Source organism: Azospirillum sp. A26 (assembly GCF_042604635.1).
GTDB classification, from domain to species: Bacteria; Pseudomonadota; Alphaproteobacteria; order Azospirillales; family Azospirillaceae; genus Azospirillum; species Azospirillum palustre.
On sequence record NZ_CP170478.1, the window covers coordinates 170,930 to 196,031 of the forward strand.

Consider the following 25,102-nt stretch of genomic DNA (forward strand, 5'->3'; position numbering starts at 1 on the left):
CCGGGGTACGACGGCATTGCCCCACCCCGGCGGTGCTGTTCCGGCAAGCACCGATGATCACGTCTTTGGCGAGAGGTCCACGCGCCTTTTCACATCCGGCACAGGGCCAGCACCGCCTCGACATTCTTCGGCTCAATGCAGCGCGTCACGGTGCGCTGCCGCACCAAATGCACCGCCACGATGTCGGCCCATTCTACCACCCCCGGCAGGAAGCCGACTTCATCCTGATTGTCCATCGCCGAGATGCCGCCATAACGCTCACTGTACAGCCAGCCACCGGTCAAGGGCCTCGTCTCCAACACCGCCGAGGTCACCGGCAGGCGCTTGATATGCGCTTTGGCCGCGGCCTCCATGCAACAGCGCAGCTTCCCGTGTGTTGCGTGCAGCTCGCTTATCTCCTGATCCAACTTACGCAGCACCCGAAAGAGGCGATCCCCATCCTCGTCCCGCAGCATGAAATCATCGAATGCCGATTCATCGATCGGCGGCAAACCGTTCAGTTGCCGCCGCCGATTGAGACGCTCGGCGTTGGCGGATTTCACGGCAGCCAAGTCCTTCTTGAGCAGCTCCTTGGCAGCGCAAATGCACGCAAGCGCTGCATGATGGGGGTGCTTCTCCAACGCCGTGCTCAGCTGGCGCGCGATCTCCTCCCCCTGCCAGATTAGCTTTGAAGTCATCATGGTGCCGAAGAACACCTCCCGACGCTCTTCAAACGGGTTGAAAAGATTCTGCCGCCCGACGATCCGTCCGGAGCGGACAATGTCCGCCAATTCGGGCAAGGAAACGCTGCGGAACAGGATGGTCGGCGTGCTCAGCAGAACAGGCCGGTAGCGCTCATGCCCCGGATGGGGCGGGGCGCCATCCGCGCCGGAGCCGTTCACCATGACGGTGGCGGCAGTCTTCGGCGCCGTGCGGACAGTCTGCGCGACACCGCGGGCCAGCCGCCGCTTCAAGCGGGTAGACGGCAAGCAGACGGGCCGCATAGGCTTGGGCCCCTCGCGCCGGCGCGCCTGCTGCTTGACATCACGCAAGGTAAGCAGGGCGTCGGCGAGTGCCCGGCCTTCGCGTTCGGCGACGTGCTTCGCCAGACCGAACACCGGACCGGCCTCGCGAATGGCCAGGACGAGAGCACGCCGCCCCAGCGAGCCACACCGCCGTACCAGCCCGGCCACGCACTGAAGAAAGGCGGGATACCGCAGGGTCCCCATCTCCACCACGTCGAGGGAGGCGACGGCATGGGCCATGAGATCGCCGTTGTCATCGGTCTGGTGGACAAGGAAGTGCGCGGTGAGCCGGGACACCGGCCGGCCGCTGAGGCTCGCCGTCTGCGGCACGGGCGTCGGCACCACCGTGACCGGCGACGGGGCGAGCCCGACGAGGGTGACGGCACCGGAGAGCGGCGGAGCATTCCGATCAATCGACAGGGAGAACATCGTCATTCTGTGGACCCTTGCGGTTCTGCCTTCATGGACCCAGGCGGATATTGCTCACCCTTCTGGCCGATCAACACCTGTTGTTCCGGCTGCCGCCCTCATCTCATAGGTACGTCGTATCGCGCCCACCGGGTGTGCGACCCTCCCGCCGACATCCACCGTCACGTCTCCAGATACCGGATGCCACGTTGACAGGGTCGCGGAGCCTGGCCCCGCCATCCGAGGACGGCAGGACCAGGCACACCGGTTCACCGCGACCGGCCACGCTGCACCACACGCATCACCACCGCCCAGGCGTCGTCCTGCGGCCGCTGACGGTAGCCCTCCAGCACACGCGCCAGCGTCGTGGCGGTGGCGTCTGGATCAATCCCCACCCCGTAGCACCAGCTCCGCGTTCCGTAGGTACAATTGCCGACTGCTGCGCTGTCGTCCAAGGTGACCGGCTCATCGCCAAAGCGACGGGCGAAGGTGACGAGGCACTGCAACCGACGTTCAGCGCGCTCGTCCGGCGAGAAGCCCCACCGCTCCTCCTGACTCATCTTACGCCTCAAGCCGGCGATGGCCCGAGCGACGTCCGACCCGTGATAACTCGTCGCACCCTGCCGGGCGATAAACCCGCGTTCGACCCGCACGTCCAGCCCACGCGTCTGAGCGGCCCACACTGCCGCGTAGAGTTCGACGCCGGCCACCGGCGAACGCAGCGGCTGGGCGTCGAGCGTCAGGAGGCCACCGACAACTGCCAGCCCACGGCGGTCCACCCGCGACAGCCACCGCTGGGGAACCGTGACGGTCCAGAACAGCCTGATGGCCGAAATGGTCTTGTACCGACCACGGTACGGATACACCTGACCGGTCCTGACAGTGAAGCCAACCGCCGCCGGATCGTCTGTGAGCCTAACCGTGCAGGAGGTTCCATGCGTGGCCTTGCGGAACACCGCCCGCGTCACCGTCTCGACGCGCAGGATCCGCCGGGCATGCAGACGCTCCATAGGCGTTCCCGCCGGCAGGACATACGCTGAATGGCGCACCGACGTCAGCTGGGACCGCTGCTTGAGATCCTGCAACGTGCGCAGCGCCGCGACCAGCATCATGCCCTGCTGTTCGGCTTCGCCCTTGCCCAGCCCATGCGCAGGACCGGCCCCACAGAGCGCCTTGATCAGGATGCTGCGGTGCGCGTCGCCGAACTGGCGCAGCAGCCCGGCGACACAGTTCAGAAAGCGGGGGTGGGTCGTAGCCGCCTTCACCACCCGATCAAGCGAAGTGAAGGCCTGGGCCAGCTCCTCTTCGGAAAGGGTGCCCAGCAAACGGGGGCCGAGAGACGCCACCGGCGTAGCGTTCGAGTGGCAAGCGAACGGCACGCCGACGGGCGACGTGACCGGAAACGCGATGCTGTCGAAAGAAGCGAGATTGGACATGGCGATCCTTGTGAAGCCATGCGTCGTAGCCTCGCGGAGCGCGGGGCTGAGGCCATGGCGCCGGCGAATATTGTCCGTGGATTCTGCGGACAACCCCCTGCTTCATCCGTGTGAGCCGGACGCGTGAAAACGCGCCTCGTCCGTTGCGCCCATCTCAACGGGTTTCGGCGTGACTAGCCGGCGGCATGCCCGGCCTGTGTGGCCGAGGACGACAGTCAAGACCACCGGACGGATCGTCGAGGACGAGGCATACCGTGGTGCAAACGGCCGCGGAGACGTCTGACCGACATCCGCGTCCGGCACATCGCCATCGCACCGTCGGGAGCGCTGCCGTCAAGGCGCTCGGGATCTCCGAAGCAGCCGCGACGGAATGCCGCACCGCAGCCGTCCGGACACGAGCCCTGGTGGCTTTGTCCGTCCGCCTCCACCCCGGATCACGTGCCCAGGCACCAGGGCGCCCCGTCGATGGGGTGGGAGATGCCCCGTCACCTTCATCCGCAACCACGCTCCGGTTCGGATCTCCTGGCGCTCCGGCACCCAGCACACACCGGCCGATGCGATCGGCTCGTAAACCATCACCCCCGCCACAAGAACGCCGGCCCGCCTCCACCACCCCCCACGGCCGAACAAGACCGTGACCAGCTGGCCGGCGACGGCATGCTCGCCGACCACCACCCATGGCTCCATCTCGGCCACGAGCCCCTGCACGCCAGCGGCTTGATGTCCAAGCGGGGGCATCGTCGGGTGCTCTGTCCGTGTGATGCCCCGCCAGGGCCAGCGGGGCGGTGGTGGGACAGGGTGGACCGCCCCCTGAGAGGAGGAACTTCGTTGCACTGTTCCTCTCTGTTGTTCCAAGACTTTCGAACGCCGCAAACCCGCAGCAGCCTTGGGAGACGACGGGGCTTCGGGGTGAAAAGTACGGGGGTGCGGTGTGGGCTGTCCGGGGAATGGAGCGCCGGCGGGGTGGTTTGTACGGGGTTATGGGGCGTCTTGGACGGGGAAAACGCAACGACGCATGAAGGGCGCCGTCCGCTGCACGGGGTCATCTCCAGGCGCCTGGAATTGCTCAGGTTTCGGGCTGCCTATGCTCTGCGCAAGCAAATGCCTTCGCAGCGCCCTGCCCCATATGGATGAGGAGCAGAGCCTTGCCGGCAGGCATCGCGGTTCAGGCGGTGGCGAAGCCGCTGGTTTCGGACGCCGAGCCTCCGCTCGGAGCGAGGCGGAAGCGGTCGACTGGCTTGCGGTCGCCTGCGGTGGCCTCACAAACGCCTCCGCGCTGGAGCCTTGGGGTGTAGCGCCCGACGCAGGTCCGGCCGGTCGAACCCCAGCATAGTACCAGCCCCCACCTCCGCAGCGATGACCAGATCGCAAACAGGGACGCTGTTGCACCCGCGTGGCGAACGTCGCGCCGGCAAGGCAGCGCCTCTGGTCAACCGGCGCGGACAGAGTCCGGGTGTTCAAGGTGTCGCGCATACCGTTTAGGACCAGTATGGCGACTACGATCTCGGTCTGTTGCCGAGCGTCGGTATGGAACCGTACGCCGTCACCGATCACGTGGGTGTAACGGCTGGAGCAGGCTTCCACGACAACACGTAGGCTGTAAAGTGAACTGATCCTCCACGCCATGCGCCCGAAATCGGCGGCACCCACAGGTGCCGGTCGCGCTGGGTGGGTTGGCTCTCGGTGGCAGCGCCCGTCTTGCGCGTGAAGGAGAAGAACGACCACCATTGCAGGCGCCGCCGCTCGGTCACCGCCACGCAGGCCCCGCGCTGGTTGTTGGTGCCATCGGCGATGATGGCATCGACCGGCCCGTCGACCTGGTTCAGCAGAAAACCACGTCGCGAGACCACGTCCATGCCATGGTCGGTGAGGGTTGACACGACGATGGTCCGGGGCAGCGTCCAGGCCAATTCGAGCCCTTGAAGGCCGTTGCGCCATTCCAGCGGGTGGCGTTTCGTCACTGACTTATTCCGTTCTGCTGGCGAAGCGCCGACCTCAGCGTCGCTGCGTTCACTCCGATGTCTCTTCGCGGATTCTCTCACGCCGAGAGCGTTCCGCACGCAACGGATCGGTCTCCGTCTTCAGGCGTTTGTATTCGCTGGTCAACGCGGCACGGACATCGGCGGGCCGCGTGCTCTTCGTCTTGTAGGTGCGGGCGAGGGCCTCAGCCTGCAGTTCAAGCTTCCTGGTCTCGATCTGGTCGGTCGCCCACGCGATGATATCGTCGTCCACATCCACGTCAGGCGCCGCCTTCCGCAACGCCACAAGGGCCTGCGCCATCCTGAAATCAAGGAGCGCCCGCCGTTCCTTCATTAGGCGCATCCGTTCAGCCCCGGTCATCGCCTTCTCGCCAACCGGCGGGCGTCCTGGGGGTCGGGTCGTCTTCTTGCGCGCCATTCTTCGCTTCCGCCACCCACACCGATTTTGTCACTTACGAAATATGACGGGCGGCAGGACGCCTGGCAAGTTGTTTTCGTCAATGACGTAATATTCGCTGTCGGTACAGCACTTCCGGCTCTCGGATGGGAATACAGGTCCTTGGATTTACAGAGATTTTAAGCTGCCTTCGCACAGCGTCGGTATGACGGTTCGTACCGGGTGGCTGTCCCGACGGCTGCAGGTGCGGCGTCCATTGGCATTCGAAGCGGATGCGGATCCGGGAAGCCATATGGGCAACTGCTTGAATGAGGTCGCCGCGCTGACGGAAGTGGACGACACGTAAGCAGCCTGTCGCAGTCGTGGAGGCCGGGTGCGTATCGAAATGCCAGCAGCCACTTCCCCGTACATCACATCATGAAGGATCCAGTGGGTGACCGCCGTGGGCCGCGCGCCGTGCAGGCGCGGCCCACGGCGGTCACCCACCGGACGCCGCGTCGGACCTCTTCTCACCGGAGACAACCGATGCGCTCTCTCTCGCACGCCCTCGCGCACACGCACCCCGTCCACCTGTTCTACGCCGACGGTGTGCTCAGGCTGGACGGTCACGCCTGCCGCCTCGAAATCCCGCTCCACGCCCGGGCCGCAGGGTGGGTGAGCGACCTGATGCGAATCCTCCCCGCGGAACTGGTCGCCCTCGACCTGCTCGCTCCGCCCCATGCGGGTGGGGACCTCGACACCGAGCGTTTCCGCCGCCGCCTCGCCGACGTTCCAGCCGCCCTTCACGCCACCGCCCCCCTATGGCTTCACGGCACCAAGGTCCACGGTCTGGCCACTGCGACGCTAGCAGCGCCGGTAGCGGTCAAGCCGGTCGTCACGGTCACCTCCGTGGTTGCGGTCTGCGCTGACGACCGCGCATCGATCGCCGTAGGGGAGACCGCTTACGCGCAAGCAACGGCGCTGATCAGCGACACCGTGACCACAGCGCTTCTTGCCGAGTCCTCGTGGACGCTGGCCTCAGGGCTGCGGGGGATCGTCCTGCATTTCCACGCCGCGCGGGCACAGCGGTCAAGTGGATGCCGTCAGCCAGAGACGTCTGCCGGTTGGTGCGCTTCCGCGTTCCACTAAGCGGAATTGCTGATGGCCGCCCTTCCAGCGTCCACCAGCCCACCGGCTGTTTCTGACCACCGCGCGTTCCGCCGCACACCTGCCCCTTGCTATGGAGCACATCGCATGTCATCCAACCTTCCCGCTGTGACCGCCCCGGCCGTGCAGCTTTCTCCGCTGACACGCACCACCATCATCAGCCCCGACTTCTTGGCCGGCCAGGGGCTTGTCCGACTCATCGAACGTGCGGTCCCCGACGCCTACGTCGAGGTGCTGGACTCGATCTGGAGCCTCGATCGCTCGGCCGACCCCGGCCTCGCGGTCCTCCACGTGTCTGCACCGGACATGGAGACAGAGTTCCACATCGCATACCTGCGGACGCTGCGCCACCCGCCGGTGATCGCTCTCGCTATACCGTCGGCGTGGAGCGGTAATCCGACCACCCTGCTTGCGACCGGCGCCGACCTGCTGCTGACGGGCCAGGAAACACCACACGCCCTTCAAGCCGCCCTCGCCGGCATCGCGGCCGGGTTCTGCATGGTGCCGGCCACTGTTGCACGGTCCGTATCCTGTTCGCCGCCTCCGGCCGATATCACCGGCGCAGAGACCGCTCCGCTCGGCGCCGATCTCGCCTGCTTGACCCCACGGCAGCGGGACATCGCCGTGCTGATCGCCGAGGGATTGCCCAACAAGACGATCGCGGGCCGGCTTGGCATCAGCGAGGGCACCGTCAAGGTCCACGGCACGGCGATCTTCCGCGGTCTGCGCGTCCGGAGCCGCACCGAGCTGGTGTGTCGCCTGCTGCGGTCGCCCGCCTCGTCGGATGCGGCTCGGGATCGCTACGCCGGATAGAGCCTCTCACCCTGCCCGCCGCATCGGCGTGCTGGACCAGCCGAGACACGGTGCCGGCCTGAATCGCCCGGTCCGCCGGCCGACGGGGTGCCCTCCCTCGATGTGCCGCGCAGGCGGTGCTTGCGCGGCAGGGTGGCCTTCACCGTTGAAGGGCCGGACGGCGGTGAGCCGCCCTTCGGCCGAAGTCCTCCCTGGACCGGCGGCCGCCAGGATCGTCCTCTTGCCTGTGCCATCGCGTGTGTGTCAGGCGCGATGCGGGCGGTTCAAATGAACCAGGGTGGCGCCCCGGCGGCGCTCGAGACGGCACATCGTCATGGTCTTGCCGACGCTGGCCAGCAACGTGCGCACAGCCTCTTCAGGTTCCGCGATGTCAGGGTCGATCAGCACGTAGGGCTGACGCCCACGGGCACCCTGCCACGAAACACGCGCGATCCGCAGTCCGGCGAAAAGGGTACGAACTCCATAAGAGTTCCTATAGCTGTCCGTACCCTTTTGCTCCGCGTCGTCGGCGCCGCTCCGCCAACCCTCGACCATCTCGCCGATGCCGGTCAGCCCGGCGCGACGCAGGATCTGGTTGGCGGCATCTTCCGACAGCGGTCTTCCGAAGGCCCGCGCGGACAACTCCGCCAGGAGGGTCTTGCTCGCCGGCAGAATACCCCCAAGCTTGCGGCGCGCCGTCTCCAGGCGGCCGTAGCCTCCGACGATCGCGGCGGCGGGCAGCACCTCATCGTACGGAAGTTCGAGCGGAATGGCACCGCGGTGATACACGTAAGCTGGCGTCGTGCGGTGAGCCCCGCGCGCCCGCCCGTCCGCCTGGATAAGCTCGGCTTCGCGGATCTGCGCGAGCACGGCGCGCATGCGTGCATCCTCCGGCATCGGCACATGAGCGCGCGCCAAGACCTCGCTGTCGATGTGGTAGTAGCCGACGTGGTGCGGATAGCGCGTCTCCTCGCCCCCAGTCGGGTTGAGCCACGGCGGAGGCTCCGCGGCATCGCCCCAGAGTGCCATCGCACCCGATTCGATTTGTTCCGGAGGCGGCTGCAACCGGCCGATGAGGTAGTAGCCGTCGCAGTCCGCGATCATGTTCATTCCACGCTGGGCGCCGAAGTGGCCGAACACCAGGTTCGCCGGCATGTCGCCGGAGAGTGTCAGCAGCGCCACGATCGCGCGCTCCACCGCCATAGTGGCAAGAACAGCCAGCCGCTGATGGCGCCCTGCCAATACCTTGACCTCTTCAACCAAGTTCTTGAGCAGCGGCGTGCCGCTGTGGGCGATCGCATCACACGCGTGGAAGGCGTCGGCTGCCCCATGCCGCGCAACCGCTTCGGAGCTCAGGAGAAAGCGACCCCGGAGGTCGGGATCGGCGGCGAGGCGCGCACCGACCATGCGCTCGACCATCGTGGTCGCGACGATGGCGACACACTGCCGGCTCGCTCGGATGTGATCCGCCACCGTCCGGACAAGCTGAGCGACCATGGTCTTGGACGATGCACCCGGCCCACCGCCCAAAACCTGCGTGTCGGAAACGACGGAGTCGGGGATAAGGATGCGACGAATGCCGGGCTGCGCGGCATCCACGCGCTCCACGGACCATGCGAGATCCGGAAAATGCGGACGCAGCATCTCGACATCCCCGGTCGCATCAAGTGCAACCAGCGGCCTCTCGCGGAACTCTTTTGCCGGTTCCAGACGATAGGACAGCCGCAGCACGCGCCCCATGACAGCCTCCCCGGAGTCGGTGCGTGCCCGCACCCGCAGCAGTTTGACCTGTCGGTTCGGAGCGATGCGATCAGGCCCGAGGCCGGCTTGCCGCTCGATCTCGCGCGCGACGAGCGTCCAGAACTGCCATTCGCTCCGGGCCTCGACCGCTGCCCGCGGCCCATCCGCGCCAGCGAGCGGCAGATCCGCCACCGCCATGTTCGGGCGGATGTACGGACCAAAGTCCGCGCGCTTTTCGCACGCCAGGAGCGCCTCGCCGACGTAAGCGGCCAACGGGGTCTGGAGCAACGCCTGGACGGCCGCGGCAAAGTCGAAACCAGTTCCCGGTTCGCAACGTTCGATGTGCGCTGCCATCCATGCCGCGAGACGGTCGCGGATCGCGTGCAGTTCAGCGCCTGGGCGACCGTTCGCCGTCGTCGCGGCCAGTGCCGCCGTGCCGATCCGGCTTTCGCCGATGAGCAGGCCGTCGAAACGCTCGTCGACGACCACGAGCCCCGGCACCATGCCGGCCGGAGCGCCGAGCGTCAGATAGCGGTGCGTTGCAATGAGGACATCGATCCCGCCGGCGGCCGCGAGGTGTTTGACGTCGTCGGCCTGCCGGCGGAAGCGGCATGCGCCATAGGCGTCGCAATGTATGGTTTGCTCTCGACCATCGGCACCGCATACCACCGTCTGGCACAGCCGGCCCACATCGGCACCACGGCCCGCATCGTACAGCGCGCGCGTCTGATCATGCATCACGCACATCGGCTCGCCATCCTCGGCCGCGTCCAGCCGCGAACGCCAGCGACGGGCGCGCAGCCCGGCAGCCGCAGCGCGCTTGAGTTCCTGCTCCGCCAGATCCCGGCGCGGCGCCAGATAGAGGACGGGAATACGGCCGGGGTCGCTCCCAGACACCGTTCGGCCGCTGGCCGGGGCGGGCAATTCCAGCGGCGCGCGCTCCCCGAGCGCCCTCCAAAGCGCGTCGTTCTTGCCGAGGCCGGCGGTGGCACGAACCAGAACGGCTGGCATGGCACCATCCGCACGCACACCGGCCATCATGGCAATGGTATCCCGCATGGCCGCGTCGAGCTTGGCGCGGGCCTGCTCGGGCGGCAGCAGGTCAGCCCAAGACGGCAGACCCGCCCCAGCGGCCTGCTCGGCCGTCAGGCGATAAACCCCGCGCGGCAACTCCCCAAAATGGTCGCGCTCGATGCCGGGCGTCGACCGGGGCCGCAACGGCACAACGGTCTTCCCAGAAGCGGTCTTCTTGTTCGTGTGCTGGTCTGCCGGTGACAGGGGCTCCAGCCCGCGATCCACGTCCATGGAACCGGTCTGGGCGGCGTATTCGGCGAAAGAAACAGGGTCGAGCGCCACTCGAAGGTCCTTCCGTGCGGTTGCGCATCCGATCCGGCTCAGGACAGGCCTATGCCGTCGTCGGGTTGGTGGCCGCAGATATGAACCTCCCGCGGCAAGCGCATAGGCCCTGTCCGGCATTCGCTACGGGTTCACCGACGTGCAGGAGGGATTTCTGGTGGATTGGCTTCCGCTGCTGATTCCCGCAAGACCCCGATGGCGTCCCTGTTGCTCAAGCCGAGCGCCCGAATCACGGCGATCACCTCCGCGTCCGTGCTGTCGTCGCTCCCAGGCCAAGCGGCATCGAACAGGGCAAGATCGAGAGTCCCCTTCATCCAAACGTCTCGCTCCGCATCGTCAATCCTGAGCGAGCGGGCACCGGCCGGACCAATCCAGCGCAAACCTGGCAGCGTGTCCACGTCGAGAAACACCCCAGGCGGGTTTCGGACCACTGCCCGGCGGCGGCCATCGTACAGACCGTAGACCTCCGCGGGAAACGTGAGCCGGGCAAGGTTGCGCAGCCGGTCGCGGTTCGGTGCGGACCACGAGCTCCGCGCGACGGCAGCACCTTGGGGAAAAAACGCGCTGACCGCTCTTCGCAACGCGTCCATGCCCATACGCGGTGACCAGACATGGACCCTCGCATCGTCCGGCATTTCCTCGGGCAGCCCGATGGCATCGCGCAGCAGGGCAACCTTCGCAGCCGAGAGCGTGGCCTGCTCGCCTTTGAGCCACTTCGCAAGCGTCGAGTGATCCAGGCCGGTCGCTCGGGCAACCCGGCGGATGCCGCCCTGCAACTCGATCAGCGCACCGATCAGCGCCCGGTCATCGGTTGACATACTCCCACACACTCCCACAAACTTCGCCAGGAACACCCACAGACTCCCACGATGCGGCGCATTCCGCCCCGCGGTCAAGGGTGCACACCTCAAGCGGAGCAGTATCATGGTTGATCCCAAGCCGACGCGGCGCCAGCGCCCGTGGGTGGCCCTCGCAACGACTAAGACCGAGGCACATGCCGAGCGCGCCCAGCATGGCACGCAGCGCAAGGACACTCCCGCGATCCTCCTGGGCGAGTTGCCGTCCTTCCTGACCAAGGCCGAGGTGGCGTGCCGGCTGCGGTGCAGCGTTCGTTCGGTCGAACGCATGATCAAGAAGCGTGTCTTCGTCCCGGCTGACCATCCGGCACGGCGGGTGCTGATCCCGCGCGAGCAACTGCTGCTGGTCGAGGAGCGGATGCGGCGCGGCGATGTGATCTCGTGATGGCGTGTCGGGACCTGTCGGAGATTGTCGTTCTCCGTCGGGGTCTTGGACGGGTCGGGGGAGGAGGGCCCAGTGTCATCCGCACGGGATGCCGGCACCCCCTTATCCCCTCTGGCGGGCCCTGTCGTCCCCTGTCGTCCGGCGGCGTCCCGAGTGATCCCCGCCCCGATCCCCTGCCCTGTTCGCCCCCTCACCAAAGGAAGGAACCCTGATGGCCATGATCCCTCTTTGTGACGCGGACCGGCCCGCGCTGCCGACCGCGGCGGATCAGCTGGCGCGCTTCTGCCGTGACCGGCGGGTTTCGATGCGGGCTCTCAGCCTGTCCATCGGGCGGGGCGAAAAGCTTGTCGCCGACATCGTGAACGGCCGGAATCGCAATCCCGACCACACCGTCCTCCGGGCACTCGCCGTAAAGACCGGTCTTGCCTTTGCTGAACTCGCCGCCGAGCGCGGCGTCGCGGCCAGCCAGCGGCGCTGCCTGTACCTGGATGCGGTCATCCGTGCTGTGGAGAGCGCCGACCTCCCGGAAGTCCGTCGCGCGGACATCGTGGCCGATGTGAAGCGGGTGTGCTGGGTGTGGTTGGACCGTGATCCGGCAACCGTTCCTGCTGACCCGGTCGCTCTGCGCACGACCTTCGCGGCGTGGACCGGAGCACGGTTCGGCGTGTCGGACAAGACGCTGTCCAACGTGCTGTCCAACGTGCGGCGCGCACTTGAGATCGCCGGAACCGTGGCGATCCAGCGCAAGCCGATCCACAGTTTGTCGCCAGCGTGGCGCAGCCTGTGGGACGCGATTCCGACGGTGACGGTCAGGGACAAGCGCACGGGCCGGACGACGTCAACGAAGGCTTGGTTTGCCCCGGCGTTGTCGCCGTTCGTTCGCTACTGCGACGCCACCGGCATCGCGCCGGACACGGTCACCGAGCAGACCTTTGTTGACTATCAGGGCTGCCGGGAACGTCACTCCCTCACCGACCGCGTCGCTGCCAAGGCACGCGAGGCGCGGTATGCCTGGAACCAGGCCGTGCGCGAGGTCCCCGGTTGGCCCGCGGTGACCATCCCGGTGCCGAGGACCCGCGAGAACCTCAACCTACCGCTGTCTGCGTTCCCCGAGCCCTTTCGCTCCGACCTCATGGCGTATCGAAACAATTGCGGCCTGCGCGGCCATGCCGAGGAGGCCAGCAAGCCTCTGCTGGAGCGGGCACGCGCGCGGCGTGGAGCGAAGGATCCTGGCGAGAAGCGCCGCAAGCTGCTGGAACCGCTCGCTCCCCGGACCATAAAAGACCATGTCGACACGATCCTCTTCGCCGCCTCTGCGATGGTCCGGCTGGGCACCATGGCGCCGGAAGAGTTCCGTGGTCTCGCTGACGTGGCCGACGTCGGCGTTGCCGCCGAGGTCGTCGAACGGGACATCGAGGTCCGTTTGGGCACACACACCCAATACGCTGGCAATGTGGTCAAAGTTCTCGGCTCCGTGGCCCGGCGCTGGGTCGACGGGATCACGGCGGCCGAACTCGACGACTTCGCCAAGCTGCGCGCCGAAGTGGAGGACGGCCTCGACAAGGATTCCATGTCGGAGGAAGACCGGACACGGCTGGCGCAGTTCCATGATCCAGAGGCCATGGCCCGTCTGGTGAGCATGCCGGCAGGGATCATCGAGGCGGCCGAAGAGCGGCGCCGGCGCAAGCTCCCCATTACCGTCGAGATGGCGCTGGACGTCGAGGCCGCGATCATGTGTCTGATCGAACAGACCCTGCCAGTCCGCCTGTCGACGCTCGCGCGCACCGACATCACCCTCAACCTTGATTTGCCGTCCCGGCGCGGAGCACCGGGCCTGCTCTCCTACCGCGCCGATCAAACCAAGACACGCAAGGCGATCCAGGCGGAATTGGCCCCGTGGAAGGTCGCGCTGCTGCGCCTTCACCTCCGCCATTACCGCCCCCTGCTCACCACCGACAACGCCAACCCCCACCTGTTCCCCGGAGCGCGTCCGGGGACTCACAAAACTCTCGGAGCGGTGTCACGCCGGTGTTGTGCCTTCGTCCGCGATTGGCTCGGCTACACGATCAACATGCACCTGTGGCGCAAGCTGATGGGCGGCTACCTGCTGCTCCAGACCAAGAACATGGAGCTGGTGGAAACCCTGCTCGGGCACAGCCGAGGCTCCCGCGCAACCAAGGTCTACGTCGAGATGCAGACGCGGTGGGCGGCGGCGGAGCTCGACACCCATGTGACGCGCCTGATCGACCAATCCACGCCGTCCACGTTGCGGCCGAAGCGCCGTGGCTGGTTCTGAGGAGGACTGCATGACCGGACGCAAACGCCCCTGGCCCGCCGTGCCCTTCGCCGAGTGGTCCCAAGCAGATCAGACCACCTGGATATCGCATCCGGTGGTTGGAGGCTGGAGGCCGACGTTTCGGGCCGAAGTGACCCGCGCTTATGGAGCGTTCCTCGGGTTTCGGAGCTGCGGGGCAAACGGCAAGGCAAGATTGGCGGATGCTCTTGTCGCGTATGGACAGGCTTTGGAGACGCATCTCGCCCCGACCTCGGCCGAAAAGGGCCTGCAGTTGACGGGATACGCATTGCTCGTCATCGACCCTGATCCAGCACACGGTCAGCTGGCTCTGGATCTGTACCGCCAGAAACGGGCGAAGCGCCTGCCCCCGGGCCCCGGTCCTGCAGCACCCAATGCCGTCCGCGAGCCGCTGTCGCTGCCATATTCCAACTGGGGGCCGGACGATCAGGCGCGTTGGGCTCGTGCCGTCGAACCGCCGCGGTCTTCTCTGACCGATCGCTTCCGCCGCCGCGCGCACCGCGTTGCTTCGGCACCGAGCGCCGCGGCACCGAGCGACGAGGCTTTCGCCGATATGCCGGAAAGCAAACGGCCGCCGTGGACCTGGAGCGAGGCTTACAAAGCACGCGTGCAGCGGGGATGGGGACGGTACCTGGGGTGGGCCGCGGCCTCCGGTCATAATGGCGGACCAGTGACACGCGCCGCCATTGAGGCCTTCGTCGAAGACTGCTGGCAGCGCCCAAGCAGTACCTCCGTCGTTTCGGTGGCCACCTACCTCTTCGAAGTGTATCGCGCTCTGACGGTGATGCATCCTGATCAGGACTGGACGTGGCTGAAGGAGGACTGGATCGCCCTCAAGCAGTACGCGGTGCCAGTGAAGGACAAGGCCAGCCGGTATGTGCCCATTGACGAGTTGTACCGCTTGGCGGTTGAGCTCATGGACACGGCGCTCCGGCGCCTTCCCACCGCGTTCAGCGCCTTGCTGTTCCGCGACGGCTACATGCTGGCGCTGCTGTGCCTGCGTCCCAAGCGCCTACGCAACATCGCCAGCACCCGCGTCGGCGAGCAGCTCCTTCTGGGTCCGGACGGGACGGTCGAGGCGCTGGTCTTCGCCACGACGAAGAACGGCGACCCGTCGCAGGTGCCTTTCCCGGACGCCTTGCAGTCCTATCATACGGCATGGTGGTCGCGCTTCCGGCCGGTACTGCTCGGAACCGTGGAGGACCACGGCAACCTGTGGATCGGACGGGACGGACGACCGCTCGGACATCACCAATTCTGGCGCCAGCTGACCTTGCACACGATGCGCCGATTCGGTCGGGCGGTCGGGCCGCACATGGTACGGACGTGCTACGCCACGTCACACGCGAACGCCGACACCACGCGCCTACCCTTGGTCCAGCATCAGCTCGACCAACGAGATCCACGGTCGGCGGAAGCATACCTGGTGGGCGGACGTTCCGTCGCCGCCAGCCGCATGCTGGACGATGCCCTGGACGCGCTCCGCCAACGGCGGGGATTGCCGCGACCGCGCCGTGTGGCCCCGCGTCGGCGTGTTACAGCGAGGTGAGCTGAGGAAGGGATTGCCCCAGCCCTCAGACGACACGGACAGAGTTCGGGTGTCCAAGGTCGAGCATGCGGTTGAGGACCGCTACGCCGATGGTGACATCGATGGCCTGCGCCGCGTCACAGCGGAAGCGCAGCACCTCGCCGAGGACACCCTTCCAGCGCGCCATTTAGCTTTCCACGCCCGCACGCTTGTTGTAGTTGCTGGCTTACTGCCACGCCATTCACCCCTGCTGCGCGATTGTCTGGATGTGACGGTCATGCTGGGTGGGCACAGTCTCGGCGGTGTCGCTGAGCACGGCATCGCTGCGGGGCGACGCCACCACGGCCGCCTCGGAATGGCGCTCATGCAGGTATTGGTGCACGGAGGCAGGGATGAGCGGGTTTGCCGGTTAGCGAGGCCACCGGTCCGGCGAGCTGATTGAGCAAGGGGCCTAATTGCGAAGCGTCATCAACACCGCGGTCGGTCAGCGTGGTGGCGACAATCAGGCCGCCGCCCGCGTCCATGCCGATGTGCAAGGCGTACTAGGAGCGCCGCTTCTTGGTACTATGCTTCTCGATCAGTCATTCGCCCGGCCCACACAGCTTCAGCCCGGTGCTGTCCACCAGCAGGTGAATGGAAGCGCCGCTCGAACGCGGCGTTTCTGGCAGCGTCACCGTCCGGGTGCGACGGGCGATGGTGGAATGGTAGCTGTGCAGGCCCTTGCGGGCTCCGGCACCGATGGCTCGAGGCCGAGCAGCTACAGGACGGAGCCGATCAATACTTCAGTCTGGCGCAGCGCCAGCCGGAAGACGGCACGCAGCATCAAGGCCGTCGTGATCGCCAGATCGGAGTAACTGGGCTGTCCACCCGGCTTCGTGCGAGTTGCCGCCTTCCAGCCGGCGATGGCCTCGTTACTGCCCCACACCCTCAGGTTCCCACGTTGGCGCAAGGCGGCATCGTACTCCGCGCAGTTTGTCACCTTCTGCTTGGTCGAAGGATGTGATGACGACGAGCAGCGTTAGCTTAATGTGACACAGGGGATCACCAGAATGGGAACGAGGTCTCCTTCCGCCTAAGACACCAGCCTCCTCCATGCAACAAGCTGACACCGATCCGATGTTCGAGAACAGCGAAATGGAGGTTATCACACGATGAAGGTGATCTTCCTCGTGAACGGCCGGTCGAGAATCCGCGGACCCAGTGAAGTGGCATCTTGCGATAAGCGGGTGCACCAACCGACCGCCATTGGCATCCTGCGATGGCTCACAGCCCCGATATGGCCAGTAGAAACGTGGCATCTTGCGATAAGTGGCGAACTCCGATTCGCCATTGGCATCTTGAGATGCGAACCGATTCGCATCGATCATCCACAGGTAGCAGTTGGCATCTTGCGATTTTCCACTGGCATCCTGCGATAAACGACTCGACACAACTCGGCTTATCCCGTGGCATCCTGCGATGAATCAAATAAAGACTCTCAAAACAGGCCCTACTAGCTCCATCTCAAGATGCCAAATTGCTTTTCCTCGCGCCGCTGACGATGATGTGCATCAGTTAGCGCTTGGAGGACTCATGGGCACGATCCACCAACTTGTTCGTGATCACGGTAGGGAAGCTGCTCGTGAGTTGGTGCCGGAAGAGGACCGCCGGCTGGTCGATCTTGCGGCAGAGATCCTGGCGAATCCGAGTTCGGCATTCAATATCACCTATTCAGGATTCTGCCTCACCGCACTGCCACACAAGGCCCTTGATGATAGCGCCAAGTGGGAGCGACAGGGGCACAACGTCTCCCTACTGATTGAGCCCGGATCGCTACCCGATGGCCGTGGCGGGTTCAAGCAGTTCGGCGTGCCCTATGGCAGCCGGGCCAGGCTCATCATGTTGTACCTCCAGACGCGGGCAATCCAAACTGGCTGCCCGGAGGTTGAACTCGGCGGCTCCATGCGCGACTGGATGAGTCGCATGGGCGTGCCGATTGGTGGTAGCAGCTATAGGGTCGTCCGAGACCAAGCCGACCGCATCTCAGCATGCCACTTGACGTTCAGCTGGCACGGACCGGACGCCGGCCGCGGCGCAAAATTCTCGAAGGAATCCATCGTAGACGGCGGCATCCAGCTTTACGAGGATGACGACACCCAGCCACGGCTGTGGGTAGATACCGTTCGGCTGAGCGCAAGCTTCTTCAAGGCTTTGCGCGAGCACCCCGTCCCGATCTGGGAGCCGGCGCTGAAGTCGATCTCCAGTCGCTCGATGGCCATTGACCTTTATGTTTGGCTCTCCTACCGGTTGCACAGCCTCAGCAAGCCGATGCCGATTACCTGGAGCGCGCTCTACGCCCAATTCGGTGCTGGCTACAAGAACCTCTTCCAGTTCAAGCCTCGCCTGATCGAGTCTCTCAAATTCGTGCTAGCGGTCTACCCCGATGCGAAAGTCACCCTTGAAGGCGACGGCGTTGTGCTACACCACTCGCCATCCCCTGTACCGGAAAAAGCGCCGCGTGGCATCTTGCGATAGGGTTGCCTGTGGCATCTTGCGATAAACGAGGACACCATGGCCGTATTCGTTTTTGCGTCAACCAAGGGAGGGCCGGGCAAGACCACGACGGCGGCCTGCATCGCCCACCACTTCCTGCGTGAGGGCCACACCGTCAAAGCTATCGACAGCGACCCCAATCAGAATCTGGTCAAGCGGCTAAGCAAGTCGGAAGTGCCGGTTGAGGTGGTCGAGGAGGAAGGTTTGCTGGCGGCCGTCAAGGCGGCACAAGCCGAGGCCGAGATCGTCGTGGTCGACGTCGCCGGCGTGCTGACGCGCGGTATGCTCTACGCCGTGGCGGCGGCAAGTGTGGTCATTATCCCGTGCAGCCCGGATCGCAATGATGTGATCGAGGCGGTCAAGACGCAGATGATCATCCAACAGGCGCAGGAGATCAAAGGCCGGTCCATCCCGCATGCAGTGCTGCTGACAAAGGTCAACCGCCGCGCCCAGGTGACTGCCGAAACGGTCGATCAGTTGACGGTATTCAAGGTGCCAATGTTCTCGGTGGACATCCCCATGCGGACGGCCTACCAGCAGGCGTCCTATACCGGCGTGCCGATTGCCGACAAGGCCGTCCAAGAGGACATTGCTGCACTCGCTGACCAGATTGCTGACCTGATGGAGGCTGGTCATGCCGCCGCGTAAGGAGGCTATGGCCGGCCTGGAAGTGGCCAACAAGCCCCGACGTCGCAGTTTCAAGGTTGAGGAGTTCGACCCGGAGAAAATCAAAAGCGAGATCAACCCGTTCGCCGCCAAGCTGCCGAGCGTCTCGAAGCAGGACGCGCCGCTTGTCATAGACAACGATTCCGGCGCTGAGGTAGCTGCGCCACCGAAGGATTTGGAGACCGTCGACGATTTCTCCGACGAGGTTGGTCGCCTGTGGGGCAACGCCGGCCGCGCATTTATCGAAACCGGACGCGCCCTGAACCGCGCAAAGGAAAAGCTGGCTCACGGCGACTTCATGGTGCTGACATCTCAGCGCCTGCCCTTCTCGCATAACATCGCCGACAGGCTGATGGCCATCGCCCGCGCGGTCGACGAAGGTATTTACCCGGCGGACGCACTGCCGCCTAATTACACGGTCGCCTACCAACTGGTCTCTCTCTACGAACATGAGCGCCCAGTAGCGCTGAAAGAGGGGCTCGTGACCCCCGCTGTGACCCGCCGGGCGATCGAGGAGTTCAAGAAGCGGATGCGCCCGCACGATGAGGAGGCCGACATCCGCGTGCGGGATAAAAAGCGGCTGGCGTCGCTGATCGGGCAGCGAGCCAGGATCGATGTGGAGATTGCGGAGTTGAAGAAGCGCCTGGGTGATGACGCGGCGTGACGGCAAATTCTGTCCCGGGACAGAATTTGGCGTCCGGCTGCCGGTGCCGCCTATGCCTTTACTCTGCGACGCACCACCTCAAGGCGACCTTGGCGCACAAATCGACGAGAGGGCAGGGTCCACCGGCGGGCAGTGGTGATCAAGCGACCTTGCGGGTGACCAGCATGCCCAAGGAGGTCATGATGTTTATGACCTTGCAGGACGTTGTTGCAGCGAGGCGGGGATTGCGGCTGGCGGGGTGGCATCGTAGGGGAGGCGTCGTTGACCTTTCCCTGTTCTGATCCAGCCGATGCCGTTCAAAGCCAACGCCGTGCGCCGTCATCACATCCCCAAGCAGCGATACAGGGTTCGCAACTGGCAGGAGTATGATGCCGCGTTGCGCGGCGCGTGGCAGCCTGACCGTGTGGTTCAGCGACGAGGCCGTGGAGCGCTGGCGGGCCGAGACCCGATCCACACCGGGCGGGCAGCGCACCTACTCCGACCTGGCGATCCTCACAGCATTGACGCTGCGCGCGGTGTACCGCTTGGCCCTGCGGCAAACGGAGGGTCTGGTCGCCTCCCTCGTCCAGTTGCTCGGGCTCGATCTGGCTGTGCCGGATCATTCCACGCTCAGCCGCCGGGCCAAGACCGTCACCGTCCTGGTCCCACTGGCAACAGCCAACAAACCGGTGCGTCTGCTGGTCGACAGCACCGGTGTGAAGCTGTGCGGCCCCGGGGACTGGCTAGTCGAGAAGCACGGCACGCGCCGGCGCCGCGCGTGGCGCAAGCTGCACATCGGCCTGGACGCCGCCACCGGGCGCATCGTCGCCGCGACACTGACCGACCATGACGTGGATGACGCCTCGCAAGTCGGCCCACTGCTGAACCAGATCGCTGAGCCACTCAAGGCCGTCATCGCCGACGGCGCTTACGACCAGAGCGACGTCTACGAGGCCGTGAACGAGCGGCACCCAGGGGCGGCCGTGGTCGTGCCGCCGCGCTCCACCGCGGTGCCGAGCGATACCGCGCAGAGCGATCCGACACCGCGGGACCGGCATCTGCAGGCCATCGCTGACGGTGGTCGCAGGGCGTGGCAGGCAACATCCGGCTACAACTTACGCGCGCTCGTGGAAGCCTCCTTCAGCCGCTACAAACACGTGATCGGGGATGGTCTGCGCTTCCATACCGACGACCGGCAGCAGACCGAGATCGGCGTCGCCATCCTGGTCCTGAACCGCATGCTCGACCTCGGACGCCCGGACTCCGTCCGCATCGCGTAATCAACAGCGTCGGCCACGCTGTCAGAAGTTCCGCCGCCTCGATGCAACAACGTCATCCATCGCCGCACGATCCGGGCTACCGCCGGGAGAGCAGACGCCCGATGAAATCCCTGAGCACCGCCTCGTCGTCGAGGAAGTCCTTGTGGGTCCGCAATTCGGGCGCCAGATTGGGCGTCCCGGCGACGATCCGCCGGATGCTGCGGCCAAGCCGGCCGGAGCCCGCCGTCGCCAGCCCGAACGGCGGGTCCGATGCCTTAGTGGTGGCGGCGAGATAGCGTAGCAGTGAGCCGCCGTATGAACCGGTCCGATCCATTGCCTCCCGGTCTTCAGTCAGCGTATAGACGTTGAGCCGGCCCTTGCTCCCACCCGCTTTCAAGGCCGAGCGCGCGCCGGAGAAGCGGTGCCGGAAAAAGCCGATGGAACAGGCGGGGGCAAAAAGGCTGAGCGAGGCCAAGCCGCTCAGGCTGGTACGTTCCAGCCGGGCGCGCAAAAGCAGCTGGCCGAGAAGAACAGTGCCGAAACTGTGCGCCGCGAGATGGATCCTCAGCCCCGCCTTATTCAGCAGCGCCGATCCGGTCAGCGCAGTCCAGGCGTTCCACGCGTCTCCAGCCCCTTCCTTTGGAAGAAGGAATTCATCGGTCGCGCGCGGAGCACGCCCTTTGAAGGCGCTGCGCGTGGCGTCCTCGTAAACGCCGCCCCACAGGGAACAGGCCTGATCGTTGCCGAACCGCTCCAAAGCGCGATCAAGCTCCGCGCCGGCGGTTCCGTACTTCGCGGTCAGACCGGCCGCCTGATGGTCGAGAAGCGCGGCGATCCGCTCCAGAAGGTCATTATGCCAGAATACGAATATCGGATAGATTCCATTCCCCTTGAACAGGGGCGTCAGGAGAGCCGCCCGTTCGACACTTCGCTCCAGGGATTCGAGCCCGCTATCCACGACGATCAGGAATTCCTTGTAGTCGATCGGCTTATCGGCCTTGCTGTTCTCCAGGAATCTACCGGTTTCCTTGATGTACGCCTCATCGCTGGGATACGTACCTTTCAACACGAACCGGCCGCCCTTCAGATTCACGTAATGGCCGCTTATGTGGATGCGTGGCGTCGTCACCCGTGCCCCCCACTTTCGTGTCCGGGTATCGAGGCCCCCGGTCAGATGGAAAAGCTCCGGGGCTGGAACCTCCAGGCGAAGAACCCAGGCGTCGATCACATGGCGCGCCCAATCCTCGTAGCTCCAATGGGCGATGCCAAGCCGGGGCTTGCCGTCCGCATCCTCCACTCCGCCCCATTTGCCGCCCTGGGAGTTCAGGACATAGAACCCAGTGTCGTCGTAACCGACCAGGACGAACGCATGTCCGACGCGCGTCCCGACGCTTGGCGGCGGAGAAACGATGTGGCCCCTGTTCTTTTCAAGCTCCGCCAAATCCCAACCGGGATGGATCAAGGCGGAGCACAGCACCCCTCCGACCTCGCTTAACGCCGCGTGATAGTCGTACAGCACATGACGTAGTCTGAAATAAGCCCCAAGGCCGCAGTTCCGGGCGTTCTTGGCCATGTCCACCGTCAATGCCCAGAAGGGTTCACCGGATATGAACGGCGCCAATTTTTCCGAACAGACGCCATTGTGATAAAAGCCTTTCAGGGCACCGCGGAGCGATGACCCGAGAAAGGCTCCGTCGTCGAATCCATCGTAGGCCTTGGCCATCTCGAACAGCATTCTGGCGCTGACCGGTTCGAGAGACTCACTCCCGGCGGTTCCGTTTACTCGCAACCGGTTCGCCCGTTGGATGTCGATCAGGGCGGCCAGGGCCTGACCCGTGCAGGACGGATCGTTCTCGCCCTGGTCGCGCACTCGGATGGAGATGCCCGCCGGCGGCATCATGCGAAGGGCGACATCCGTCAGCCGAGGCTCATAGACGCAATCTCGGAAATCAGTCGGATCGGGGCGGACATACCGGGCGTCGGCGCCACCGTCTCCGGAAGGTCCCCCCTTGCCTTGGGAAGCGATGCGATGGTCATCGTGGGGCATATCGTTTTCTGCCTCGACGCCGTTCTTTTACAAAAGCTCGCCGGGCCATGGCTGTGGCTCGGTCCGGCGAGCCCCGCTCAGACCGTCGCCAGAACCTTCCGGATCATGTCGTCCATTGCGGCTCCGATCTTCAGGAAGCTTGCGTCGGTCGGATGCAGCTCATCGTTCCAGTCCGTGACATTGGTGAGCAAGGAGCGGAAGTCGACATGATACGCCTCCTTGTATTTACCTCTCGGATTGTTACCGCCGCACAGGCTCTTCAGCATGTCGTTGAAGTCGTCGATCATGAGCGTGACGATTTCGTGCTGAAGGATATGATCCTTAATGTTCAGCTTTTCGCTCCGCATGTACCGTCCGATCCATTGATCCTGAGCGGCATAGATCACGCGCCGGGGATCGCCGTCGAATCCGCCGGGCCATGCGTGGGCATACCCATGCAGGAGGATCGGTCGGCCCTGATAGTGCCCAGTGATGTCATCGAGAATAAGTTCGTAATTGGCACGTAGGCCTTCCATATTCCTCCGGTAGGCATCGTTCTTGAGATAATCCCTGGCTGGCTTTCCCTGCTCGAACGGCGCGACAATGTCTTCCAGAACGGAGCCGTCGCCAGTGGCTTTCGCTCCGACAATGTCGTTGCCCGCACCGGAAAACAGGAAGACTTTCCAGCGGTCCTTGAACCGGTCGAGGGCTCCGCGATACTCGCCTCCCCCTTTGACCATCTCGCTCAGCTCCGCCCCTGCGGAACTCATGCACCAGCCGACATGCCCGAAACGGTCAAGCAGAACATCCACGATGTCGTCGAGGAGGAGCGGGAACTGGAACCAGGAATCCCCCTCGAAGACCAGCATGGGCCGCCCGTCATCCGGCTTGCTGAGGAACCGTTTCTGGCGGCGCCACGTCAGATAGCCGTTGAGCCAGTCGAACGCCATAGCGCCCTCGACCACCTCTTCCTTCGTTTCGTGCAATCGCGACGCCGTGCGCCGATCGTTCTCGGTCATAATGACCTTCTTCGGGTCGGGTCGCAGGCCCGGCCTGAGGCGAACGCTCATGCTCGGATCGCCTTCGAAGTAAAAGGCAAGCTGCTCTTCCGGGACATCAAGATCCGCAAACTTCTTTTCTAGCTCTTCGAATGTGATCTTCGACCCGATATGCCGCGGCATTGCGTTCTCCTTCACTCGGTTGGTCGTTTTCGCCGTCCGCCGGTGTCACGCCCTATTCGTCACGGCCGAGGAGTTCCAAGGTTGGAAGACTAGGCATCAACAGAGTGGTCACCCCCCGGTAGGTGATGAAGTTCCGGAGCGACATCGCGAGGTTCTGTGCGTTCCCGTCAGGAAGCAGGCGGTCGTCGGCATCTGCGCCGCCCCGATTGCCGAACAGGGCGTCCTGCATCAGCGTCGAGTGGGGCTTCTTCTCGAAACCGGTGGCGAAGCTGGTCTTCTGCATCCAGCGCAGCACGGTATAGAATTGCTCGTTTATTCTCGCGCAGAAAAAGGTACCGACGATGCCGCGTTCCTGCCCGTCGTCGACGGTGCCATCCAGCCGTGGGCCATACGTAAAGCCCCGGCGGATGAAGCGTGGCGGCCCTTGCGGGAAACGTCGTTGATTGGGGTAGGTCAATTCCGTGTCGCGCGGATTGACAATGCGGATGTGCGCGTTCAGCGGACAGCGACGGCCATCCGGGTCGCCGGCATATCCGAAGCCATTGTCAGAACCCCAGGACTCCGGTCTCAGATCCGGCCATGTCACGACGGGAGGGCCGTCCCGCCAGCGCCCCATCATTTTTGCAGCCAACCTCTCGGGACCGCCGGGAAAACGTTCGCCCTCCTGGATGAGGAAGCGGTTGAATGCTGCGACATCCTGGTGAATCCAGGCGATGCAGGCGAAGGAGCCATCACGCATCAGCTCGCGCCAGGGTCCCTCCCGCACCGGCGCGACAGGATAATCCCCATTGGGATATCCCAGCAGGAATTCCCGGAAATTAACCGGACGGGCTCCGGTCCCGGCCCAATCGACATCTGGCATGGTGATGCCGTCACGGTAGCCGAAATGCAGAATCCCACCTTCGGGCCTTGCACCGCCAAGGGCACCGTCCGGAAACCGTGGAAGCCGGAGTTCCGTAAGACCGGCATCCGATGCCGCGGCACGAATAGCGACAAGTCCGTCACGTGCCTCACCGTCGCTGTCGAAATAGGCGTGGACGGCGATGTGGATGTCGCCGCCGCGCACACCCGGCCCCCACCAGTGCTCCGGCGCACTGTCGTTGATGAATCCCATGCCCGGGGCGACCGCGGGATGGTCCGGCCTCTGTTCGACAAACCACGGTTCGAGTTCCCGAAGCCCCTGCGCCGGGTCCAAGCCGATGCCGGAACTGCAGAGATGGGCAAGACCCTTCCATGAAAAGGACGGGAACAGAGGAGCCTTCACGCCGGTCCCAGAACCGGTCGCCCCGCTCGGGACGCGCGGTGCGCACCAGCGCAGGAAACGGCGTGCTGCTGCCGGCGGGCCGTCGATCCGGAACAGGGGTACGACGCAGAAGCGCTGCGATGGGTTGTGCACGATCACCGATTGGATACGGGCGAGATCCGGCATGTGAGGCCCATGAGGCTTGCGGGA

20 protein-coding genes and 1 pseudogene are annotated in these 25,102 nt (G+C 65.0%); 9 read left to right on the plus strand and 12 right to left on the minus strand.

The features are described from left to right. Positions 1-89: 89 nt before the first annotated feature. The 4 genes from ABNQ39_RS36780 to ABNQ39_RS36795 form a co-directional block, all read right to left on the minus strand. Entirely contained in the window at positions 90-1,439 is a 1,350-nt protein-coding gene (locus ABNQ39_RS36780) for a hypothetical protein (protein ID WP_376967819.1), read from the minus strand. A gap of 242 nt (positions 1,440-1,681) precedes the next feature. Next, complete coding sequence (locus ABNQ39_RS36785; RefSeq protein ID WP_376967821.1) at positions 1,682-2,848, minus strand: hypothetical protein; 1,167 nt, start codon at positions 2,846-2,848, stop codon at positions 1,682-1,684. Positions 2,849-4,398: 1,550 nt separating this feature from the next. Next, the gene (locus ABNQ39_RS36790) at positions 4,399-4,809 is read right to left on the minus strand and encodes a hypothetical protein (RefSeq protein WP_376967824.1); all 411 of its coding nucleotides are present in this window, start codon (positions 4,807-4,809) and stop codon (positions 4,399-4,401) included. Between the two features lie 49 nt (positions 4,810-4,858). Then, a complete protein-coding gene (locus ABNQ39_RS36795; protein WP_376967826.1) occupies positions 4,859-5,245 on the minus strand; it encodes a hypothetical protein in 387 nt (128 codons plus the stop codon). Between the two features lie 504 nt (positions 5,246-5,749). On the opposite strand from ABNQ39_RS36795, the gene ABNQ39_RS36800 reads away from it, so the two are divergent. Both ABNQ39_RS36800 and ABNQ39_RS36805 read left to right on the plus strand, forming a co-directional pair. Beyond that, complete coding sequence (locus tag ABNQ39_RS36800; protein ID WP_376967828.1) at positions 5,750-6,352, plus strand: hypothetical protein; 603 nt, start codon at positions 5,750-5,752, stop codon at positions 6,350-6,352. A gap of 105 nt (positions 6,353-6,457) precedes the next feature. Beyond that, positions 6,458-7,183, plus strand: a complete 726-nt coding sequence (locus ABNQ39_RS36805; protein WP_376967831.1) for a LuxR C-terminal-related transcriptional regulator — start codon at positions 6,458-6,460, stop codon at positions 7,181-7,183. Between the two features lie 243 nt (positions 7,184-7,426). Here the strand turns inward: ABNQ39_RS36805 and ABNQ39_RS36810 are convergent, their stop codons facing one another. Then, complete coding sequence (locus tag ABNQ39_RS36810) at positions 7,427-10,258, minus strand: hypothetical protein (RefSeq protein ID WP_376967833.1); 2,832 nt, start codon at positions 10,256-10,258, stop codon at positions 7,427-7,429. Between the two features lie 131 nt (positions 10,259-10,389). Then, the gene (locus ABNQ39_RS36815; RefSeq protein ID WP_376967835.1) at positions 10,390-11,076 is read right to left on the minus strand and encodes a hypothetical protein; all 687 of its coding nucleotides are present in this window, start codon (positions 11,074-11,076) and stop codon (positions 10,390-10,392) included. A gap of 106 nt (positions 11,077-11,182) precedes the next feature. On the opposite strand from ABNQ39_RS36815, the gene ABNQ39_RS36820 reads away from it, so the two are divergent. The 3 genes from ABNQ39_RS36820 to ABNQ39_RS36830 all read left to right on the plus strand — a co-directional run bounded on the left by ABNQ39_RS36820 (position 11,183) and on the right by ABNQ39_RS36830 (position 15,363). Then, complete coding sequence (locus ABNQ39_RS36820) at positions 11,183-11,500, plus strand: hypothetical protein (protein WP_376967838.1); 318 nt, start codon at positions 11,183-11,185, stop codon at positions 11,498-11,500. Between the two features lie 211 nt (positions 11,501-11,711). Then, positions 11,712-13,796: a hypothetical protein gene (locus tag ABNQ39_RS36825; protein ID WP_376967841.1), complete on the plus strand. Its 2,085-nt coding sequence runs from the start codon at positions 11,712-11,714 to the stop codon at positions 13,794-13,796. 10 nt (positions 13,797-13,806) lie between these two features. Beyond that, a complete protein-coding gene (locus ABNQ39_RS36830) occupies positions 13,807-15,363 on the plus strand; it encodes a hypothetical protein (protein WP_376967843.1) in 1,557 nt (518 codons plus the stop codon). Positions 15,364-15,388: 25 nt separating this feature from the next. Here ABNQ39_RS36830 and ABNQ39_RS36835 read toward each other — a convergent pair whose 3' ends face one another. The 3 genes from ABNQ39_RS36835 to ABNQ39_RS36845 form a co-directional block, all read right to left on the minus strand. Then, positions 15,389-15,529 (minus strand): hypothetical protein, encoded by a 141-nt coding sequence (locus ABNQ39_RS36835; RefSeq protein ID WP_376967845.1) that lies wholly within the window; start codon positions 15,527-15,529, stop codon positions 15,389-15,391. A 394-nt stretch (positions 15,530-15,923) separates the two neighbouring features. After that, positions 15,924-16,016 (minus strand): hypothetical protein, encoded by a 93-nt coding sequence (locus tag ABNQ39_RS36840; protein WP_376967847.1) that lies wholly within the window; start codon positions 16,014-16,016, stop codon positions 15,924-15,926. A gap of 83 nt (positions 16,017-16,099) precedes the next feature. Beyond that, on the minus strand, positions 16,100-16,267 hold the full coding sequence (locus tag ABNQ39_RS36845; RefSeq protein WP_376967849.1) for a transposase: 168 nt from the start codon (positions 16,265-16,267) through the stop codon (positions 16,100-16,102). Between the two features lie 647 nt (positions 16,268-16,914). On the opposite strand from ABNQ39_RS36845, the gene ABNQ39_RS36850 reads away from it, so the two are divergent. From ABNQ39_RS36850 to ABNQ39_RS36865, 4 genes and pseudogenes are all read left to right on the plus strand, one after another. Next, positions 16,915-17,856, plus strand: a complete 942-nt coding sequence (locus tag ABNQ39_RS36850) for a replication protein RepA (protein WP_376967852.1) — start codon at positions 16,915-16,917, stop codon at positions 17,854-17,856. A gap of 36 nt (positions 17,857-17,892) precedes the next feature. Continuing rightward, complete coding sequence (locus ABNQ39_RS36855; protein ID WP_376967855.1) at positions 17,893-18,522, plus strand: ParA family protein; 630 nt, start codon at positions 17,893-17,895, stop codon at positions 18,520-18,522. After that, positions 18,509-19,204 carry a DUF3102 domain-containing protein gene (locus tag ABNQ39_RS36860; protein ID WP_376967857.1) on the plus strand — a complete coding sequence of 232 codons (696 nt, stop codon included), beginning with the start codon at positions 18,509-18,511 and terminating at the stop codon, positions 19,202-19,204. Before ABNQ39_RS36855 ends, ABNQ39_RS36860 begins: the two co-directional genes overlap by 14 nt. Positions 19,205-19,493: 289 nt before the next feature. Further along, a pseudogene (locus ABNQ39_RS36865) lies at positions 19,494-20,463 on the plus strand (IS5 family transposase). A 76-nt stretch (positions 20,464-20,539) separates the two neighbouring features. Here the strand turns inward: ABNQ39_RS36865 and ABNQ39_RS36870 are convergent. The 3 genes from ABNQ39_RS36870 to ABNQ39_RS36880 all read right to left on the minus strand — a co-directional run bounded on the left by ABNQ39_RS36870 (position 20,540) and on the right by ABNQ39_RS36880 (position 25,078). Next, on the minus strand, positions 20,540-22,489 hold the full coding sequence (locus ABNQ39_RS36870) for a hypothetical protein (RefSeq protein WP_376967860.1): 1,950 nt from the start codon (positions 22,487-22,489) through the stop codon (positions 20,540-20,542). Positions 22,490-22,566: 77 nt separating this feature from the next. After that, positions 22,567-23,649, minus strand: a complete 1,083-nt coding sequence (locus ABNQ39_RS36875; protein ID WP_376967862.1) for a hypothetical protein — start codon at positions 23,647-23,649, stop codon at positions 22,567-22,569. A gap of 52 nt (positions 23,650-23,701) precedes the next feature. Then, entirely contained in the window at positions 23,702-25,078 is a 1,377-nt protein-coding gene (locus ABNQ39_RS36880; RefSeq protein ID WP_376967865.1) for a Dyp-type peroxidase, read from the minus strand. Between the last annotated feature and the right edge of the window lie 24 nt (positions 25,079-25,102).